Here is a 20,291-nt window from a genome sequence, read left to right as displayed (position 1 = left end):
GGCGCTCGATAGCGCTCGACAGAAAAGCAGCTTTAGACATGGCATCCAGACGCGTTTCCAAAAAATCTCAACCCAATCCCTCTGATGGCAAAGTTCCTACTGACAATCGGCAGGATAATTTTAATGAATTATTTCCAGTGGTTGGGATTGGAGCCTCTGCGGGAGGATTGGAAGCTTTTACCCAATTGCTGAATTATTTGCCAACCAATACGGGCATGGCGTATGTCATTATTCAGCACATGGCTCCAGAGCAGGAAAGCGCCCTTAGCCAGATTCTTTCCAGGGCAACCCAAATGTCCGTGAATGAGGCGCAACATGGCATGGCGATCGCACCCAATCAAGTGTACGTGATTCCACCTAATGTCAGTATGACCATTGATCAAGGGGTACTAAAGCTCATGCCTCGCTTAAGTACCAGTCGGGTGTTTATGTCGGTTGATATGTTTCTGCTTTCCCTTGCCGAGGAGCGGGGCAACAAAGGGATCGCCGTCATTTTATCGGGTGCCGATTCTGACGGAGCGCAGGGTCTAGAGGCAATCAAGGCGGCGGGGGGTGTAACGTTTGCTCAATGCCAGGAGTCAGCACAAGTCGATAGTATGCCCAACACAGCGATCGCCACAGGTCAGGTAGACTTCATCTTACCGCCCGACCAAATTGCCCAGAAGCTAGCTGAGATTAGCTCTCATCCCTACATTGCAAGCCAACCCACAATTAAGTCGGAGGCAGACTCATCCCCGACTACCACTCAGGAGGCACTTGCCGTTATCTTCAATTTGCTGCGGAAGGCAACAGGTCTCGACTTCACTCATTATAAACAAACAACCTTAAATCGCCGGATTCAAAGGCGAATGCTGTTATACAAGCTCGAACGCCTAGAAAATTATGCTCGCTATCTCCAGAGCAACCCAGCAGAAGTGATGGCACTGTATCAAGATTGCTTGATTCATGTCACCAGTTTTTTTCGCGACCCCGAAAGCTTCAATGCCTTAAAAAGTCTGGTCTTTCCCGTCATCATTAAAGATAAAACACCAGGCACACCCATTCGCATCTGGGTAGCAGGTTGTTCAACCGGGGAAGAAGCTTACTCGATCGCCATCTGCTTGTTAGAGTTTATCGCCGAACAGGTTCCCCGCATACCGATTCAAATTTACGCAACTGACATTAGTGAGACAGCGATCGAATATGCCCGCAATGGAGTCTACACCCTCAGTCAGGTTGCTAATATTACCCCAGAACGGCTCTATCGATTCTTTGTTCAGGTTGAGGCAGGCTACCAAATCAGTAAATCTGTAAGGGAAGTTTGCGTCTTTGCCAGACAAAATCTGATTGGCGATCCGCCATTCTCGCGGCTGGACTTAATTAGCTGTCGCAATGTCCTGATCTATTTAGGAAACGCTTTACAGAAAAAACTCCTGCCAATTTTCCACTACGGTCTCAAGTCCACAGCCTTTCTCATGCTAGGGACTTCAGAAACAGTCGGTGACTTTGTAGACCTGTTTACCCTGTGCGACAAAAAAAACAAAATTTATGCTAAAAAGTTGACAGCATCTCGACCCAACATCGAGTTGACTACCAGTTCTTATTCTCCAACCATTATCAACCCTCAACCTTTTGCGACAGAACAGTTTCCCAACGAACTGGAATTACAGAGAGAAGCAGACCGGATTGTTTTGAATCAATATGCTCCTGCAGGTGTTGTGGTCGATGTCAACTTGGAGATTTTGCAATTTCGGGGACAGACTAGCCCTTATCTGGAACCATCTCCCGGTCGAGCAAGCTTGAACCTGCTGAGAATGGCAAAAGAAGAATTGCGGCGAGAGCTACAAACTGCTATCTACCAGGCAAAACAGCAAAAGCTGCCGGTCAAACGGGAAGGCTTGCAGGTGAGAGAAGGCGGTAACGAAGCCCTTCTGCTAGGCATGCCTCGCATCCGGCAAATTACCATCAATGTCATTCCATTCCAAATTGGCGCTGCTCAAGAGTGTTTCTTAGTTCTCTTTGAAGATATCCCCCTCGTTTCAGAGTTACCACCTGCAACCGATGATGGCAGTGCCCCCTCTAAGCGCAAGACTAGAGAACCGGCTGAGATTGCTCGACTCAAGCACGAACTCGCAACGAGCCGAGAGCATCTGCAATCGATCATCGAAGAGCAGCAAGCCACGAACCAGGACTTGAGAGCCGCCAACGAAGAGATTTTGTCGAGCAATGAAGAGTTGCAAAGTACCAATGAGGAGTTGGAAACCGCAAAAGAAGAAATTCAGGCGGCGAATGAAGAACTGAACACGGTGAATGATGAACTACGCCGTCGCACCCAGGAAGCGACGCAAGTGAGCAACGATTTGCAGAATTTGCTCAACAGTATTCATATCCCGATTTTGATGCTGGGATTTGACCTCCAGATTCGGCAGTTTACCCCAGCAATGGAAGGCATCTTCAACTTGATTTCAACGGATATTGGGCGACCCCTGAGCGACATTACCCACAAGCTGAATATGCCTAACTTAGAGCAACAGATTTTAGAAGTGATTCGGACGCTCAACTTAAAGGCTCAGGAAATTCAAGACCGGGACGGGCATTGGTATCACCTGCAAATTCGCCCCTACCGCACGATTGATAATAAGATCGATGGGGCAGTGCTAGTGTTAATTGATATTGACGACCTCAAACGCAGTAATGCCCAATTGATAGAAGCGAAAGATTATGCTAATGCAATTGTAGAAACCGTCTGGGAACCGATGCTCGTGCTGAATGCTGACTTGCGGGTCATCACAGCAAATCGTTCGTTCTACGACACGTTTGAGGTTTCGCTCATACAAACAGAACAGCAGTTAATTTTTGAATTGGGCAACGGACAGTGGGATATACTCCAATACTGCTCGGTTAAGGGAAATAAAGGGTAAAACAGTGTCAAATGTGTTCGCGTATTAAAAACGATAACTGAAAGCGGATGGGCAAGGTTATTTTTTGTCTTTGAGACTTTCGTACAAATCTATCCAGTTTTGTCTGAGAGAATGAATCGTATTTTTTAAGGTGTCGATTTGCATTCTTCGTGTAACTTGCATAACAGCATCAATATGAGCGGGGCTTCCAGCTTTCCCCAAATGCTTATATTTACTTAATTTATTAGGAGTTTGCGTAGGGAAAATCGGCATTTGAGCGTGCAACTTATAGTACCAGTAAGTTCCTTTTTGACCGCGTGCCTGGTAGCGCAGGACACAACAACCTTCGGGTGCAACTTCTCCTGAAGCTTGAATTTGTTGAATTTGTAGTTGTAGAGTAGCGATCGCTTGCTGTAAGAGTTCGGCTCTGGCAATAATATCGTCAGTTTTCGTAGGCATCAATTGGAATTGGGGAAAGATAGAGTTCTCGAATAGATTACGAGAACAAAAAGTGTTTTAATCAATATTATCTTATACGAAATTTCACTTCAAAACTGAGTGCTAATGATGCTAGTTAACTTTGAATTCAACAATCAAATCCTAAATCGGGCACAATTACTGCTGGCTCTTAACCAGATCATCCCTACCGAGTCGATTATGGCAGCGATTACAACAACGAGTAGTACCGCACGGCGTCAAAGAATACTTCCTACACACGTAGTAATCTCTCTAGTAATCGCCATGAGTTTTTGGTCCTCCGATTCAATCGTGGATGTATTGAAAAATCTCATTCAGGGTTTTAATTCTTTGCAAATCCCCTTTAAGAGACGTTTTAAGATACCAACATCTTCATCAATAAGTGAAGCTAGACAACGAATTGGTGCTGCTGTTATGACTCGTTTATTTGAAATTGTTGCAAAACCTTTAGCAACAATTAAAACACCAGGTGCTTTTTTGGGTGGACTGAGAATAATGGCTTTGGATGGCACAGTTTTTGATGTTCCTGATACAGAAACTAATGCTAAAGTATTTGGTTACCCTGGTTCTCGTCCTGGTACAAATCCGGCTTTTCCCAAAGCTAGGTTAACTTTTTTAGTCGAAGCAGGAACTCATTTAATTATCGACATATTTTGTTGTCCATATCGAATTGGAGAGAGAAAAGGAGCTTTAAAGCTATTAAGAAGTGTTGAGGAGAGTATGTTGTTAATGTGGGACAGAGGACTGCACTCATTTAAAATGATTCATGCTGCAATCAAACAAAAATGTCATATTCTTGGTCGCGTGCCATCTCATGTAAAATTTGAGTTTGTTAAAGCTTTTCCTGATGGTTCCTATCTAAGTTGGCTTGCTCCTGATGGAAAGTCAAGAAAGAAGGGAGCGACGAAAATACCTGTTCGTGTCATTGAATATATTATTGAAGTTGAGGGTGTAGAAAAGGTGTATCGTTTAGTAACTGATTTGATGGATATTTCAACTTTTCCTGCATTGCTCTTAGCCCAAGAATACCATCAACGGTGGGAAGCTGAGAACACCTTGGATGAGTTAAAAGTCCATCTGAACGGTCGTAAAATTCCTATCCGCTCGAAGAATCCTCGTGAAGTTATCCAAGAAATTTATGGTTGGTTACTAGGACACTATTGTATACGTTATTTAATGTTTCAAAGTGCAGCAATCAAGGGAATATCTCCCCTAAGTTTAAGTTTTACCAGTTCTCTAAGAGTTGTCAGACGTGCTATTCCTCAGTTTCAACAGCAAGTTAATCATTCTCTTGAGAATATGAATATATATTTTAGCTGGTTAATCTGGGAAATCTTAGACTTACAAATACCACCAACCTCAGGCAGAACTAATCCGAGGGTAATCAAGAAAACTCGTTCTAAATTTAAAACTAAAAAACGATGTCATAGAAATAATTATACTCCCCGGCAACAACTATCTTTTACAATTTTTACAACCGCTAGTTGACATCATCTAGTAGTAGAAGATAGTTGAACTAGATAGAAAATTAAAAGGGACAAGGTTTAGAGATTTTTTCAATTAAATATAAACATTCTTGAGAGATACTTGCTCATCTCTTGTGGGTTCATTTATACAAATTTCTCTCATTTTTGTTCTCGTAAATAAAACGAGAACAGTTTCTTCGGAATTTTAGGCTTCACTTTCCCTTAACCGAGCAGTATTGGGATATACTCCAATTGCGATCGCAACTCGAAGAAATTCTTACCAGTAATACCCAGTTTCAAGATTTTGAAGTCGAGCATGAATTTGAGCGGATTGGACGTAAAATCATGCGGCTTAAAGCTCGCAAAATGTTCAAGATTGACAGTACCCAGATGATTTTACTGGCGATCGAGGACATCACCGAGCAAAGACTTTTAAAAACAGAATCTGAGTGAAGCGAGCGAAGACCTTGCTTTTGTCACTGGTCACTGATAACAAACGGCTCCAACTCCCGATTGTACCACTCTCCTTGAAAGCGCTCTGTCATAAATGGTCTAACAATAAACTTGGCTGGGGAACCGTCTCGAACATCTATTCGCACGAATGAGTAAGGAAGCCGTTTCTGAGTGTCGTATCCGTTGCGACCAAGAAAAAGAAATGAGTCAGCAATTTTACGAGTGTAGCTACCTGTGGTATCTTCAAAAGTTTCCATCAATTCCGATCCCTCCTCTCGTTGACGACGGGGACGGCGACCGCTACCACCAGAAATTATACAGTGGATATGGGAATCACCGTGTCCGGTGTCGGTTGTGCGGAGATACTCCAAACAATGAGCATGACCGTTTAATATCAAGTCAACTACGGGACGCCCTTGAGTCAGAGAACCAAGACTGTCAGCAACAGCATCAAATACCCCACGCAAGCGGTGACGAACTGCTAAAGTTTGTGCTTGATGCCACTTGCTTGCTTCAGTAACATAGGGTGGATGATGAAAATAAACAACTCGTCCGCGTACCTCTTGAGTATTCCAAGATTCAATTAACCTTTGCTTAAGCCAGTTGAGTTGTTCAAAGTCTACTGGTGGTGCTTGATGGGATTCAAGCTGTTTCTCAATGTCAATCTTGACTTCATCAATTTGGTATAACTTACTTTTGAGAGCATCAAGTTGTTCGGCTTCTTGGGGAATATCTGGATTGAGGTGAGAACAGGCTGCTAAAATTTGCGTTTCCTCTTGTTCTATTGAGTGACGTCGTTTTTCTAACTTTCGGCGTTCTATATCTCCCTCTTTTGTTGTAGGGAGTGGAGAGGGTGCATTAAAGGTGTTGGAGTCGAGGGCAAAAAAGTCAATCCCACCATAACGAAAAGTATAGTAGCGGTTGGGTAGGCGAGTAAATCTTCCAGGTTCGTACCGCAAACAGCGTCCCGTGTTGGTTTTAGCTGTATAATGGCTGTCTAAATGACGTTCTAACTTTTCGCCAGGAGAAAAGTGCTTGAGGTAGTCAAGAAATGCTGTGGCATATGCGTTTCCTTGATAAGAACCATGCCAGCCAATCTCTATATCTTTGTAACGCAGTAAGCGTCGCAGTGGTAGTGTGGTTCCTGCTATTAAACCATACATCAACGGCACATCGTAGTAATCATGATTACCCAGTACTGGTAAAATCGGCGTACTAAACGTCATGCGATTGTAAGAAATGCCTTTATAGTTTTCCCCTCCTACTAGAAACTCGCGATAAGGTTCAATAAAATTTTGCGGATAATACTCATGGGAACCTACAACATAAATCACATCTCCAGTATGGAGAATAAAACGGCACTCATCGCGTTGAGTTAGCATTAACTCTGCAATTAACCGTTGTGGATGCTGTCCATAAGATGGTTTAGACCCGGTATCACCCATAACCATAAAGGAAAATTCTGGATGATCCGAGTTTCCGTCATCCAAGACCAAGCTAGTTTGATCGATTCCTCGCTGAACAACACTCGGATGCAGCCACCTCACCCGTTCTTTCATTTTTTGAATTTTTACGGGGATCGGTGGATCGAATATATATTGCATTGTTAATTGCTCTGGGATACAAAATTTCCGAATTTTTACTGTTTTTTGATAATTTAGATCCCAATTGTACTGTTCTTTATTTCTCGTTGGTCACTGGTCACTGGTCACTGGTCACTGGTCACTGGTCACTGGTCACTGGTAATTCTACTCGGAAAGTTGAGCCTTCTCCTAGTTTACTTTCAACTGTGATAGTTCCTTTCATTAAGCGCACTAACTTATCTACGATCGCCAGTCCCAATCCGACGCCACCTTGCTTGCGAGTTGTAGACTTGTCAACTTGCCAAAATTCTGAAAAAATGTGTGGTATGTCTGATTCGGGAATGCCAATACCTGTGTCCTTAACCATTAACACCAATGGCTCCCCCTTAACTTGTTGTACCTCTACAAATACACCACCTATATCTGTAAATTTAATGGCATTAGATAGCAAGTTAACGAACACTTGTTGCAAGCGATCGCAATCAATAATCATATTGGGATTTTCAATATTTAAGTGCAAAACCAAAGCCAAATTTTTTCGTTTGGCTAGAGGTCTCAAGTCTTCTGTAATTCTTGTGACTAACTCTACCAAATTAAACTCTTGCAGGTTTAACTCTACCTTATTTGTTTCCAGTTTGCAAAAATCAAGGATCTCTTCAATTAATTTTAAAAGATGTTTGCCACTGTGAATAATCCTTTCTACCATCTCTCTTAATTCTGGTGCTAACAGATGGTAGTAGCGGCGTAACAACAGTTGGGAAAACCCCAAAATTGTATTCATTGGGGTACGCAATTCATGAGATATCACTCCTAAAAGCTGCGATTTAAATCGTGAAGCTTCCTGTAATTTTAAATTCTGGATTTGAATTATCTTCAGTTTTTCTTCTACTTGTTTGCGAGATGTGATATCTCTTATAAGCCACCGCCAACCTGTTGGTTTTCCTTCGTTATCTCGGATAGTTTTTACTGTGAGGCTGGCATCAAATTTGCTTCCTTTACGAGGTTGCAATTGGATTTCCCATTCTTGCATTTCCTCCATATCAATTAAGCGTTGTAATTGAGAACGAAAAACCCGACGATCTTCTTGAAGACAAAAGTTAACTAGTGGTTTTCCTATCAGAAAGTTTTTTGAGATTTTTAGTAGGTTAGCCGCAGCATGATTCGCTTCCCAAATTTTTCCCTGAGCATCTGTTACCAGGTAACCGTCAGGAGCAAAATCAAATAATTCTTGATATCGTCTGCGTTCTATGGCTGCTTCTTGGCATGCGATCGCCAACTGTTCGTTTTGCAGGCGCAATTCTTCTTCTGCTACGTGCAGTTCTTCCAAAGCTGTACGTAGTTCCTCAAAAGCCTCAGATAACAAGTCTTGTTGTCCTTCGGGTGATTCCCTGACACGATACTGTAGAAGCTGGGTATGTCGGCGCACCTCGTGTACTTGCCGACCAAAGTTTTCAAGATTCACGGGCTTTCCTCTTATCCTCTCTTCCACCGTAAAGATACTTGTCTTATCAAGATACTTAATCTATCTACTAGGTTAATAGTCAGGTGTTGACTTCTAATAAATCTTGATTACTCCTTTTGATTATATTATCCCTCCTAATGACAAAATAATGAAATGAAATAACAAAGAAAAATACTTTTTTTAACTTATGACCTTTTTGGACTATTTCTCTTGTTAACGCTCTTCCATCAATAGGATGACACCTTGAAGGTCGTTTGGTGTGCCTAAAAGAGGAGTGCAAATTATGTGGCACTGAATTGCGCGACCTCGGCGGTTTCTAGCATCCAGCACCACTTCATAATAATCAGATTCCCCGTTGATAATAGACCCAATTGGCACTCTAAGTGGTTCTAGGGGCAAGCCGATATCCAAAGTCATAAAGTGTCTGGAAAAAACTTCATCAAACCGTAAACCCCATAAATCTTCAGCTTTCCGGTTCCATATTAAGATCTGTAAATTGTGGTTGAGAACAACAACTCCGGCGCGAAGGCTGATGAGAATGGATTCCAAAAAGCCGTTGACTTTATTAAGTTCTTCACTGCGTTGGCGCAGTTCTTCGTTCATGGTCTGCAATTCCTCGTTTGTGGATTGCAGTTCTTCATTCATAGTTTCGAGTTCTTCGTTTGTAGACTGGAGTTCTTCGTTGGTGGTTTCTAGCTCTTCTACAGTAGACTGAAGTTCTTCGTTGGTGGTTTCTAATTCTTCGTTGGTGGTTTCTAATTCTTCGTTGGTAGATTGCAGTTCTTCATAAGCCGTTTCTAATTCCTGGTTAGCATGAACTAGTTCCTGCTGTAAGTTTTTATAGCGGGTAACATCAACAAAAATAATTTTTATACCTAACAACTCGTCAGTGTTATCATCTAACAAGGGGATTAATTGCACGTCTAAATATTTCAGATCGCGGTTGAGTGTAGACCACTCTATGTCTTTTAATACGATCCCGCGACAATTGGTGCGAACTTGGTCGATACGCGATCGCAATTCTACCGGTCGGTAGGAAAGCTCTAAATCCTGCAAAGGACGACCCAAATCTCTAGAGTTGAGATTAAATGAGTTACGGGCTTCACTATTAGCCAGAATGACTGCGCCTTTGAGATCTACAACAATTTGAGCGATGGGGTCAATCTCAAAAGTTGCTTCATGAATGCGTATTTGATCGACCATTTCTGGAACAGCCTGCGGCCTACTAGAATAAGCGAAGTTCAATAGTATATCGCCGAAGTTGCCGTTTGGAACTTTAATAAATACTCGTTGTCGTAATTCCAATGGAGTGAATGAGTTGTTTCGGCTAAACAACATTTCTGCTTTCCCTAAAAAGAGAAAGCCGCTATCGTTAAGAGCAAAATGAAATCTATCAAGAACTTTAGCTTGTGTTTCAGTATTGAAATACATTAAAGTATTCCGGCATACTAATAAGTCAATTCGAGAAATAGGTGCATCTTGAACCAAATCGTGACGACCAAAAATCACACCACGACGCAACTCTTTTTGAACAACATAGTGATTGTTCACCTGCTCAAAGTATTTCTCCAGGACTTACGCATTGACAAATGAGACAATAAATGCAGTAATAAAAAACCGAAAAACATCGGCGATGCCTACGGCGAGCTACGCCTACGCTAGTCCGTAGGAGACTGGAAAGATGGATAATTTATCTTGTCTCGATTGAGGGTATGGGCAATTAGAGTAACTACCAAGCCATCCACGGCCAAATGCGATTTAAACACTTACACTCTGTTTTTACTGGCGGAATCGAAATATCCAGGCTGCACACGTTTAGCAGAAATCATGGAAGATTTGTCTCATGATAGTGTCAACAGATTTTTGTTACGTGAGCAGTATGAACCATTAGATTTGTTTAATGAAGTTAAGCCGCATATCAATTTGGTAGGTGGCACATTAAGTGGAGACGATACGGTAATTGACAAGGCTCATAGTGAAAAATTAACAGAGTTAATTGGTTATTTTTATTCGGGACGGCATCATCGTACAGTCAAAGGAATTCAGCTAATTACCTTGTATTACACCGATGTGTCGGGTAAGTCTGTACCAGTAAATTATCGCATTTATAACAAACAAGATGGTAAAACAAAAAATGACTACTTACGAGAAATGATTACTGAGGTTTTGGAGTGGGGATTGGAGCCAAAGATAGTGACTACTGATGCTTGGTATTCCAGTCAGAAAAACTTGAAGTTCCTAAAAAACCAGGAATTAGGGTTTTTAACTGGGATAGCTAAAAATCGTTCCTGTTCAGTCGATGGTAAAAATTTTATCCAAGTCCAAAATCTAGAAATTCCCGAAACTGGTTTAATAGTGTATCTGAAAAAGTTTGGGCAAGTGAAAGTATTTCGGAGAGATTTCAAAAACGAAGCTCACAGATATTACATCATGTATGTACCTGACCTCGATGCACTTTTTTCAATATCTATGGCAGAGTTTAAAGAATTACATTCAATTCATTGGGGAATTGAATGCTACCATCGAGCTATTAAACAAGTGTGTGGAATTGAGCGATTTATGGTGAGGACATCTGCGGCAATTAGAACTCACTTTTTTAGTGCTATCCGCGCCTTTACCCAATTAGAATTAATGAGAATAGAAGAGTTAATTGAAAACTGGTACGAAGTCCAGAGAAATTTGTCTCTTCACGTAGCTCGTGACTTCATTCTAGAACACCTTAAACAACAGGTAGGCTTGAATGCACATAGTCAATTTTCTGTCAATGCGTAAGTCCTGTTCTCTTGTAAATTTGGAGGAATACTTTGCATTTCTTTTAAACCGTAGTTTGCCTGACGAGCAAGATTAAGAGCATCCAGATCCACATCCGTCGCAAACACCTTCACTCGCGCTGTGTACTCTTCCATTCCCAGTACTTCTGCTAGCAAAATTGCTAAGGTATAGGTTTCTTCCCCAGAAGCACAACCAGCACTCCAAACGCGGATGGGTTTATCATGGCGTTTGTTAGCTACAATTTGAAGAATAACTTCGGTTGCGATGTACTCCCAAGCTTCTGGCTCTCGAAAAAAAGCCGTAATATTAATTAGAATTGTATTAAATAGTTCAATAAACTAATCCGGGTGTACTTCTAAGTAATCCAAATACTTAGTATAGTTTTCAACGTTAATTGTTTCCATTCGTCGCCGTATTCGACGACTTAGACTAGTGCGCTTGTAACCGCTAAAATCAAAGCCTCTACTGCGTTTGATATATTCTAATAATTTTTCTAATTCAGGATTGGGTTTGTCATTGCTCATGTTTTTTTATACTTCTTATGAATTATTATCAAGCAGTATTGCAATATGATTTTTGTAAGAAATAGCAGTAAAAAAAAGACATATGATGCAGCAGTATTTGATCTACTCCTTAGTTAGTGCATCTATATCTAAAGATGAAGATACATTATCTTCAATCGTAGCATCGCCCTTACGAAGTACTTCTTGAATGACAGCAGCACGCTTTTGAGCATCTTTTGCCTCTTGTTCCAATCGTGTTGCTGAGAGAGTTTGGTTGCGATCGCGCATTCGTTGAGACATCCGATGTGCTAGAGAGGCTTTCTCCTCTAATGCTCTCAGCGCAATCCACAATGCATCCTCTAAGGCATCAGATTGTTTTGCTAGCAGCGTTGCTGCTGAGAAAGCATGACCCGTGCGGCATCGAAATTTCAACAAATCCCCCTGAGACAGATCCCAAAGGGTTCCACCACAATCAGGACAAGCAAAAGGAGATGGTTTGCCCGGTTTATCTTCGTTGTTAAGTTGTGCCATCTTCATCTCTGCCAAATCAGATTCAAATGCTATGTCCTTAGGAATAGGATTTTCTACCACAACTTCCACTGGCGTGTTTACCAAAACTACCAACGTACTTGGGATATCTGATAGTGGCAATACATAGTCAACATCATCGACATTCTCGATCGCACTGCGCGGCATTCCCGCATACATTGCATCATCAGGATTTTGAACAACAGCCACACCACCGCGCATTTTTACGGCCTTTAGTCCTGCGGTACCATCATCAAGTACACCTGTCAACACGACACCAATAACTCTTTGACCGTATGCTCTTGCAGCAGTACGGAACAGGGGATCTATTGCTGGACGATGACTATTTTCCCTTGGTCCTCGCGAGAGTTGTAAAGTTCCCAGTTTCACCAATAAGTGATAATCTGGCGGGGCAATATAGATTCTTCCTAGCAAAAGGGGTTCACCATCTCGAGCATGGACAGCAGGCAAATTACCTGCTCTCTCAAGAATGCGGGGCAAAACGCTAGTACTATGACTGGGTACGTGTAAGACTATTAAGACAGCAGCATTCAAGTCTTGTGGTAAATTTTTTACCAAGAAAGTCAGTGCTTCGACTCCACCCGCCGATGCTCCGACAACGATAATGTCGTGTCCGGGCATTTTTTTGATTCCTCCTTATTTGCAGCAAAGCTACGCTATACTGCTCAAGTCTAGGTTAGCAGAGCAGGATGTTTAATTTACCTGGCTTTTAGGTGATCTATTATGAAATTTTTGACACTCCCCATCCCTAAAGGGAAGGGGATTCTCTAAGAGTTTTTGCCGTATCTCCTAGATACCCGATTGTCGGCAGTTGTATAAACAGTTGTATCAAAGAGGGACAACTGCATATTCAACTGCCCAAAGGCATGGTTCCTGGACTCAACCCTCAATCCGGTTGATGCTTCCTGACTAGCAGGCTTCACAGGCGTGACTTTCCGAGAGTCCCTCGGTAGGGTTTTTTTAATTTTTCTGGGGAAAACCAACCCCACTCTCTTCCCGACTGTTCGAGAAGCTTTAGTGTCTGCGTGTTCAGTATAGCCGCATTTTACACATAAAAACTTTTCGCCATCACGATTGCTTTGATCAACGTGATGACATTGTGGACATTCTTGACTACTGTGTTTTGGATTGACAAGAACTACAGGCTTCCCCGTTTTCAAAGCAAGCCAAGCAATCTTGTTGAACAAATCATTCCATCCGCAGTCCAAGATTGCTTTATTCAACCCAGATTTAGCTTTAGCCCCATTTTTCTGATAGCCGCCGTTGCCATTATGTTTGGGTTTAGCACGTTTGACCATGTTGGCAACATTCAAGTCTTCACGTCCAATCACGTCTGCTGTGTTGACAATCTTTTGAGCACCTTGCCAGTTGCGTCCATCCCGCTCTTGAGATATTTCATGTTGCATCTTGGCAACACGTTGATGTGCCTTTTTCTTGTTCTGAGAACCGAGTTGCTTTCTGCTAGCAGCACGTTGACGCATTTTTAAGCGCCTTGCAGTTCTTTTGTTGGTTGCGGGTTTGGTGTTTTCAATGAAGCTGCCATCTGATAAAGCAACTAGTTTGTTCACTCCCACGTCAATACCAACAACAGATTTAACGTCCTCTAGTTTTTTGGTTTCTGGTAAGTTTGGGACTTCGACTAATGCTGAAATGTACCAATTACCTCCCTCTCTCTTAACGGTGCAAGTTCCAAATTCCTCAATGCCATTTAAGTCGCGACTATTGTGTATCTTGACCGAACCAATGCCAGGTAGATAGATGGTAGCGTAGTTGTTTCTAACATTTCTAATCCTAACTCTGCCAGTCTTGAACTCAAAAGAATCAAGGCTTTTCTTGTATTGAGGGAATCCACGACCATGTTTCCAAAAGTTGGTAAAAGCTGTATCTAGCTTGGCTAGGTTAGTTTGCAAAACACAAGAATCTATCTCAGCAAAGTTGGCACGAGTATTTCTTAGCTCAGTTGTAATTTTGGATTGAATACCACTTGCTGAATCCCATCTAACTTGACCAGTCTTTTTGTTAACTTTCTTCGCTATGTTTAAATCTTGTGGAACTACGCCATGTTTCAAAACAGGACACGACAAAGGACAACAAGACCCATACTCCATCTTGGTTTCGAGATCGCAGAATGAACCCCAAGCATAAACAATCTCTGAATTTGCATGTTGATTATTAGTGTTGTAACCTGTTTCTCTTTCTCGTAGTGCAAAATTACGGTGCGCTCGCAGCGTATTGAGGTGACGAGACAGAGTTTTGTCTTGTGTCTTAGTTGCCTTGATTTTCAAGTTCCATCTTACTTGCACTACCATCACCTCCTTGTACTTGTCTACTTGTTTTCTGTATTCTATCATATAGATACGGTACAGGAAACTATGATTCGGGAAATTATGGAAAAATTTAAATCAAACAATAACATTGTCTACTCATGCAAGTATCATGTGATTTTTTGCCCCAAGTATCGGAGAAAAGTGCTAATAAATGCTGTGGCAATTAGATTAAAAGAGTTGCTTGCTCAAATAGCTCTAGAAATCCAAGCAGAGATACTAGAGATGGAAATAATGCCAGACCATGTGCATTTATTGGTAGAGGTAGACCCACAGTTTGGAATTCATCGAGTTGTGAAGCGATTCAAAGGTGCCACTTCCAGATATTTGCGGCTAGAGTTTCCAGAATTAAAAAGCAAACTACCTTCGTTATGGACTAATTCCTACTTTGTTTCTACAGTAGGCGGCGCACCTTTAGATGTAGTTAAGATGTACATTCAGAACCAAAAAGAAGCTTGACTGCAGTAAGATGCCAACGGCTAGCCCCCATGCTTAAAAGCAGGGGCTTGCCCGCCGTTGATAATTTGGTCAAATGAAGTACAAAATTTCTCGTCACGCACAAACAGAAATAGAACGACGAGGAATCCCATTATCCTTGGTTGGACATGTTTTCGAGAATCCTCAACAGATTGTCCAAGAAAGAAATGGGCGCAAAGCCTATCAGTCACAAGTTGAGTTTGATAACGGTAAAATCTTTTTGCTGCGCGTTATTGTAGCAGATGATGTCGAGCCACCAGTTGTGATAACTGTTTATCGAACTAGTAAAATCGAGAAATACTGGAGACAATCATGAAAATTACCTACGACCCTGAAGTTGATATTTTGAGAATAATTTTTAGCAATGTGCCAATAGAAGAAAGCGATGAGGAGAAACCGGGCGTTATTTTTGATTATGACCAATCTGGAAACGTAGTAGGATTGGAAATAACAGATGCTTCTCAGCGCATGGATAATCCTCGTCGTGTTGAATATTCAATCAATGAAAAATCATCATTCTTGTAAAAGTGAATAGTAAGGTACAACAAAACAAAGTAATATCAAAAACCCGGTTTCTTTGAATTGAGCCTACAAGATATTAAGCTTTGCAACAGAGAGAAAGCGGGTTTTTTACCTCGATTTTGATTTCTGTATCGGCGGGCTAGAAGCCCGCACCACAAGAAGTAGATTGAGGATTTTTTTATTTGGAAGCCCCTAAAAGGAAAACAAAAAAACTGCAATTACGACGCTTTCACTTGACGTTGACGTACTCGTTCGGGGCTACCTGTAGGAATTGATGCAATGAGCTTTTGCGTGTATTCTTCTTTGGGTTCTCGATAAATTGTCTCCGCCGTACCCTGTTCAACAATTTGACCGCGATTCATGACTAAAATGCGATCGCTCATAAATTTCACCACACTTAAATCGTGAGAAATAAAGATATAAGTCAACCCAAATTCATCTTGTAGTTCTTTGAGCAAATTCAATACTTGCGCTTGTACCGATACATCAAGAGCGGAAACGGATTCATCACAAATGATAAACTTAGGATTCAAAGCTAAAGAACGGGCAATACAAATCCTTTGACGTTGTCCCCCAGAAAATTGGTGAGGATAGCGGTTGATAGCATCTGCACTCAAACCCACTCTTTCTAAAAGATAAGCTACGCGATCGCGGCGTTGCTGCTTTGTCTTGCTCATAGAGTGAATCACCAAAGGTTCCATAATTGCATCCCCAACCTTCATCCGAGGATCGAGGGCGCTAAAAGGATTTTGAAACACAATTTGCATTTCCCTTCGCAACTCTTGCAAAGCTTTACCCTGAAAATGTGTAACGTCTCGTCCCTCAAACAAGATTTCACCACCCATTGGTTGAATTAATCGCAGCAAGGTTTTCCCAACAGTGGTTTTGCCACAACCAGATTCTCCCACCAATCCCAAAGTTTCCCCTTTTTTGACCTCAAAGGAAACTCCATTCACTGCCATGTGGTAGCGTTTTGTACCGCCAAACAATCCCTTCACGGGAAAACCAACTTTAAGGTTGCGGACTTCCAATAAAGGCTGCTGTTGTTCCAAAGTGACTAATCTTTGAGAAAACTCCTCAGTCGTGACTTCTTGTGGTTGTGCGGGTTGTTTGGGCTGTATCACCACCTCTCCTGTTGGTGTTTCCTCTACTTGCATATAATCGGAAACTGTCAGGAGTTTGTGAGGACGACGGTTGAGGGTGGGGCGACAAGCAACTAAGCCTTTGGTGTAGGGATGTTGGGGAGCGGCAAAAATTTGTGCGGCTGGACTCTGTTCTACAATTTTGCCCCGGTACATTACTGCGACTTTGTCAGCGATTTCTGCAATCAGCCCTAAATCGTGAGTAATAAAAATCATTGCCATGTCACGACTTTGCTGTAACTCCCGCAACAACTCAAGAATTGTTGCTTGAACCGTCACATCTAACGCTGTCGTTGGTTCGTCAGCAATCAATAACAATGGGTTGCACGAAATTGCTATTGCTATCATAACCCTCTGTAATTGACCACCAGAAAGTTGGTGCGGGTAACGGTCTAAGATTGATTCTTTGTGCTGTTTGACCAATTGTGTCAGCTTTTGCTCATCTGGAGTTGATGAACCAACAGAAGTTTTCTCAGTCTCCATATACTGTTCCTTCAACACTTCATCACTTGGAAGCAACTTCACTTCTTGCAGGCGTGCGATCGCTTGTCGTTTCGCTTCTTCTGATGAAATCTTTTGATGTTGCAAAATTGCTTCTGTTAACTGAAACCCAATGGTGTAAACTGGATTGAGAGAACTCATTGGTTCTTGAAATATCATACCAATATCGCCACCTCTGTGAAGTTGCATCTCCTCGCTAGGCAACTTCCGCAAATCAACAGGCGTGCTGTTTTCCTGAGGGCTAAACAAAATTTCACCCCCACTTATCCTCCCAGGACTTTGTATCAAACCCATTACAGCCAGGGCTGTCACTGATTTTCCGCTTCCCGACTCCCCCACTATTCCCAGAGTTTCTCCTCGGCGCAACTCAAAAGAGATACCATCCACAGCTTTAACAACTTTGGTATCACCTACAAATTCAACTTGCAGATTGCGAACGTCCAGAATAGTGTTTCTCATAGCGGTCAGGTTTAAAGCGTTGCTTATAAATATTTGGATTTTAGCAGTTAATTGCGAATTGCTAATGGCTAATGTCTAATAGACATTAGCCAGTCTTCCATTAGCTAAAAAGGAATATCATCTGGATCTTGTTCTTCTACAGGCGTTGCATAAGTGTTGCGCTCGAAATTGGTACTTTGAGGTACGCGTTGTTCGTCAAAGTTATTTTGAGGAAGGACACCAGATCCATTTGTCACTGGAGTGGATGTAGAAGATATTGGAGAATTGTAAGTGGGAGTGGGTTGTACAGACGCTACAGGTGCAGGAGATGTTCTAGCAACAGACGGTGATGAATTTATGTCGAACCCTGTTCCTAGAGAATGAATCTTTTGTACTGTCAATTCTGCTCGCTTTTCTTTATATCCTTCCTGATGCGGTATGGTATTCATACTGAGGCGTCCTTCTATAAGAACGCGATCGCCTTGATGATAATTTTGATGAATATCTTTAGCTAAATTGCCCCACCCCACTGCTCTTAAGGTTGCTGGTGGATCTTCTGCTCGCAGTCCTTGAAACTGTACCACCATTTCGGTAAGTTCCAATCCATCTGGTGTGTGACGCAGTTGTGGTTCTTGGATGATTTCTACCATCAAAAGACAAAGATTCATGTAATTCCTCCTCGATCAGAACAATTGCAAAATTCAAAGGAACGCTTTAATAACATTAACTAATGGCAAGTAGCAGAAAAGTTGGGATGGAAAAATTTGCATGAGATTTTGGCAATAGTTTTTTAAAATAAAAAAGACTCTATTGGTTGTTGTGCATCACTTCTAGCACAAAAGTCAAGCGATTGTCGCGAACAACTCTACAACTTCTCGCTACCTTTGCTTGACAAGCATGGCATTTGACACTTCAATAGTATAATTGTACCACAATGTCGCAGTTATGGCTCTAGCTCGTAGATTTTATGTGGAAGTCAAAACACGCACCCAAGTCCTTGAACCGGAAAATCTCCCGGTTGATGAAAATTCGGTGTATCATTGGCGCTGTTACTGGTCAATAGCTCAAATTTAATTGAGAAGTACACAAAACGAAGTAATTCGTAGTAAATCGGAGCAATTCGGTTAACTGACTTCACCAGACTCAGCATAGAACTGTTTATTCTATGTTATCCGCAAGGATTTAAGTCCGCTTTTAAATGATGACTTAATGAGATTAGCCAGTCTCAAGCGTCGAGGGAGGAACATAGCTACTTTGTGATAGTGTAACACCGAACCTTTTTGAGAAGTTTAAAAGCAGTGTCGAGGCACACTATACCCCAATAGGGAGCTAATCAAATGATTACTAATTCCGTATTTGTTCTGAGCAAGAATGGCAAAATATTAAAACCAACAACACCTGCAAGAGCGAGAATTCTACAATCTGTTGGCAAAGCTAAAAAACTCAAGTTGTTTCCATTTACTCTAATTTTAGAGAAGGATGTTGATGAAAATGTAGAATCGTATTTAGAACTCCGAATTGACCCAGGTAGCAAATTTACTGGCATGACACTCGTAGATTTAAATAAGAATGAAGTAGTCTGGTCAATGGAATTAGAACATCGAGGTCTAGCCATAAAAATGGACTTAATTAAACGAGCAGGTGTTCGACGTTCTAGAAGATCTAGAAGACTTCGCTATCGCCAAAAGAGATTTGACCGCAAAAAGCCAGATGGTTGGCTACCGCCAAGTTTAAGGCATAGATTGTTAACTACTGAGACTTGGATAAAACGATTACTTAAAGTAGCACCAATTAAATCCATTGCAATTGAATCTGTTAAATTCGATTGGCAAAAAATGGAGACACCAGATATAGAGGGCATTGAATATCAGCAAGGTACATTATTCGGCTACACTCACTCGCGAAGCGTTGCTTGAGCATTGGGGTAGAGAATGTGTTTATTGCGGTCAAACAGATGTACCCTTACAAATAGAACATATTAATTCACGAAGTAAGGGTGGTAGCGATCGCTTTTCCAATTTAACCCAATAGAAGTGAAAAATGTAACCAAAAAAAGGGAAATAAGCTAGTAGAGCAATTTCTTAAGGGTAAACCGGAAATTCTTCAAAAAATTAAATCCCATCAGAAAAAGTCATTAAGTGATGCAGCTGCTGTAAATTCTACTCGTAAAGCAATATTTGAAATGGCACATAAATTCGGATTACCCGTAATTAGTGGCGATGGCGCATCTACCAAGATGATTCGGATTCAAAGCCGCTTACCCAAACAACACTGGATTGACTCGGCTTGTGTGGCAACTGACCAAATTGTAAAATTGCGAATATGTCAACCATTGCGTGTTACCTGTACTGGACATGGCACAAGACAAGTTCAAAGAGTGAATGCTAAGGGCTTTCCTGCCATAGCCAGCATCAAAAAGAATCCCATTACTGGTAAAAAAGAAGTCAAGTTAGTCAGTAAAAATCAGCAATATACTCATGCAACCGCAGGTGATTATGTGATTTGTAATTTGCTAAAAGATCGTAAACACGTTAAATCAGGAATTTATCGTGCCAGAGTTAAAACTCCAACTCCTAAAGGAGTAGAAGTCTTAATTAGCACACGTCGTATTGCTGTAGATCGACAATACGTCAAACTTATTCATCGTGCTGATGGTTACGAATACAGTTTTACTACGATTGACCAAGATTTACTACGTTTTAACGCTATTTGATAACATGACCATTGACTGTTGACCGTTGAC

General features: G+C 41.6%; 18 protein-coding genes and 2 pseudogenes. 11 read left to right on the top strand and 9 right to left on the bottom strand.

What is annotated here, in order from left to right; all coding sequences use genetic code 11:
* Positions 1–38 precede the first annotated feature (38 nt).
* Complete coding sequence (locus WA1_RS16890) at positions 39–2,900, top strand: chemotaxis protein CheB (protein WP_066612908.1); 2,862 nt, start codon at positions 39–41, stop codon at positions 2,898–2,900.
* 57 nt (positions 2,901–2,957) lie between these two features.
* On the opposite strand, the gene WA1_RS16885 is transcribed toward WA1_RS16890, so the two are convergent.
* The gene (locus tag WA1_RS16885; RefSeq protein WP_017750188.1) at positions 2,958–3,338 is read right to left on the bottom strand and encodes a hypothetical protein; all 381 of its coding nucleotides are present in this window, start codon (positions 3,336–3,338) and stop codon (positions 2,958–2,960) included.
* Between the two features lie 105 nt (positions 3,339–3,443).
* On the opposite strand from WA1_RS16885, the gene WA1_RS16880 reads away from it, so the two are divergent.
* Entirely contained in the window at positions 3,444–4,844 is a 1,401-nt protein-coding gene (locus tag WA1_RS16880) for an IS4 family transposase (protein ID WP_026135398.1), read from the top strand.
* Positions 4,845–5,074: 230 nt separating this feature from the next.
* The gene (locus WA1_RS16875; protein WP_066612905.1) at positions 5,075–5,275 is read left to right on the top strand and encodes a hypothetical protein; all 201 of its coding nucleotides are present in this window, start codon (positions 5,075–5,077) and stop codon (positions 5,273–5,275) included.
* Between the two features lie 23 nt (positions 5,276–5,298).
* Here the strand turns inward: WA1_RS16875 and WA1_RS16870 are convergent, their stop codons facing one another.
* The 3 genes and pseudogenes from WA1_RS16870 to WA1_RS16860 form a co-directional block, all read right to left on the bottom strand.
* Positions 5,299–6,879, bottom strand: a complete 1,581-nt coding sequence (locus WA1_RS16870; protein WP_017746627.1) for a metallophosphoesterase family protein — start codon at positions 6,877–6,879, stop codon at positions 5,299–5,301.
* Positions 6,880–6,997: 118 nt separating this feature from the next.
* Entirely contained in the window at positions 6,998–8,320 is a 1,323-nt protein-coding gene (locus WA1_RS16865; protein ID WP_017746626.1) for a PAS domain-containing sensor histidine kinase, read from the bottom strand.
* Positions 8,321–8,533: 213 nt separating this feature from the next.
* Positions 8,534–9,895 (bottom strand): annotated as a pseudogene (locus WA1_RS16860) (CheR family methyltransferase); the annotation flags it as partial.
* Between the two features lie 144 nt (positions 9,896–10,039).
* Between WA1_RS16860 and WA1_RS16855 the strand changes: the two are divergent.
* Entirely contained in the window at positions 10,040–11,092 is a 1,053-nt protein-coding gene (locus WA1_RS16855) for an IS701 family transposase (RefSeq protein ID WP_066613377.1), read from the top strand.
* Positions 11,093–11,100: 8 nt separating this feature from the next.
* Here the strand turns inward: WA1_RS16855 and WA1_RS52830 are convergent.
* The 3 genes and pseudogenes from WA1_RS52830 to WA1_RS16840 all read right to left on the bottom strand — a co-directional run.
* Positions 11,101–11,616, bottom strand: a pseudogene (locus WA1_RS52830) (CheR family methyltransferase); the annotation flags it as partial.
* Positions 11,617–11,718: 102 nt separating this feature from the next.
* The gene (locus tag WA1_RS16845; protein WP_017746623.1) at positions 11,719–12,765 is read right to left on the bottom strand and encodes a chemotaxis protein CheB; all 1,047 of its coding nucleotides are present in this window, start codon (positions 12,763–12,765) and stop codon (positions 11,719–11,721) included.
* A gap of 146 nt (positions 12,766–12,911) precedes the next feature.
* On the bottom strand, positions 12,912–14,453 hold the full coding sequence (locus tag WA1_RS16840) for an RNA-guided endonuclease InsQ/TnpB family protein (protein WP_017746622.1): 1,542 nt from the start codon (positions 14,451–14,453) through the stop codon (positions 12,912–12,914).
* A 63-nt stretch (positions 14,454–14,516) separates the two neighbouring features.
* Here WA1_RS16840 and tnpA point away from each other — a divergent pair, with 63 nt between their 5' ends.
* The 3 genes from tnpA to WA1_RS16825 all read left to right on the top strand — a co-directional run bounded on the left by tnpA (position 14,517) and on the right by WA1_RS16825 (position 15,470).
* On the top strand, positions 14,517–14,927 hold the full coding sequence (gene tnpA, locus WA1_RS16835; RefSeq protein WP_017746621.1) for an IS200/IS605 family transposase: 411 nt from the start codon (positions 14,517–14,519) through the stop codon (positions 14,925–14,927).
* A 73-nt stretch (positions 14,928–15,000) separates the two neighbouring features.
* Entirely contained in the window at positions 15,001–15,261 is a 261-nt protein-coding gene (locus tag WA1_RS16830) for a DUF4258 domain-containing protein (protein ID WP_017746620.1), read from the top strand.
* Entirely contained in the window at positions 15,258–15,470 is a 213-nt protein-coding gene (locus WA1_RS16825) for a DUF2283 domain-containing protein (protein ID WP_017746619.1), read from the top strand. Before WA1_RS16830 ends, WA1_RS16825 begins: the two co-directional genes overlap by 4 nt.
* Positions 15,471–15,685: 215 nt before the next feature.
* Here the strand turns inward: WA1_RS16825 and WA1_RS16820 are convergent, their stop codons facing one another.
* Both WA1_RS16820 and WA1_RS16815 read right to left on the bottom strand, forming a co-directional pair.
* Positions 15,686–17,569, bottom strand: coding sequence for an ABC transporter ATP-binding protein (locus tag WA1_RS16820; protein ID WP_017746618.1), 1,884 nt, complete (start codon positions 17,567–17,569; stop codon positions 15,686–15,688).
* 104 nt (positions 17,570–17,673) lie between these two features.
* Positions 17,674–18,216 (bottom strand): single-stranded DNA-binding protein, encoded by a 543-nt coding sequence (locus tag WA1_RS16815; RefSeq protein ID WP_017746617.1) that lies wholly within the window; start codon positions 18,214–18,216, stop codon positions 17,674–17,676.
* A 277-nt stretch (positions 18,217–18,493) separates the two neighbouring features.
* Between WA1_RS16815 and WA1_RS59865 the strand changes: the two genes are divergently transcribed.
* From WA1_RS59865 to WA1_RS59850, 4 genes are all read left to right on the top strand, one after another.
* Positions 18,494–18,622, top strand: a complete 129-nt coding sequence (locus WA1_RS59865) for a hypothetical protein (protein ID WP_272819158.1) — start codon at positions 18,494–18,496, stop codon at positions 18,620–18,622.
* Positions 18,623–18,885: 263 nt separating this feature from the next.
* Positions 18,886–19,464: an RNA-guided endonuclease IscB gene (iscB, locus tag WA1_RS59860; protein WP_017746616.1), complete on the top strand. Its 579-nt coding sequence runs from the start codon at positions 18,886–18,888 to the stop codon at positions 19,462–19,464.
* A complete protein-coding gene (locus WA1_RS59855; RefSeq protein ID WP_336389807.1) occupies positions 19,409–19,579 on the top strand; it encodes an HNH endonuclease in 171 nt (56 codons plus the stop codon). The genes iscB and WA1_RS59855 overlap by 56 nt, the downstream gene beginning before the upstream one ends.
* 151 nt (positions 19,580–19,730) lie before the next feature.
* Positions 19,731–20,261, top strand: coding sequence for a hypothetical protein (locus WA1_RS59850; protein ID WP_051077093.1), 531 nt, complete (start codon positions 19,731–19,733; stop codon positions 20,259–20,261).
* Positions 20,262–20,291 lie beyond the last annotated feature (30 nt).

Origin of the sequence: Scytonema hofmannii PCC 7110 (assembly GCF_000346485.2) — a bacterium.
Lineage (GTDB): Bacteria > Cyanobacteriota > Cyanobacteriia > Cyanobacteriales > Nostocaceae > Scytonema > Scytonema hofmannii.
The sequence above is the reverse complement of the archived record's forward strand: the minus strand, read 5'-3'. Positions and strand labels throughout refer to the sequence as shown.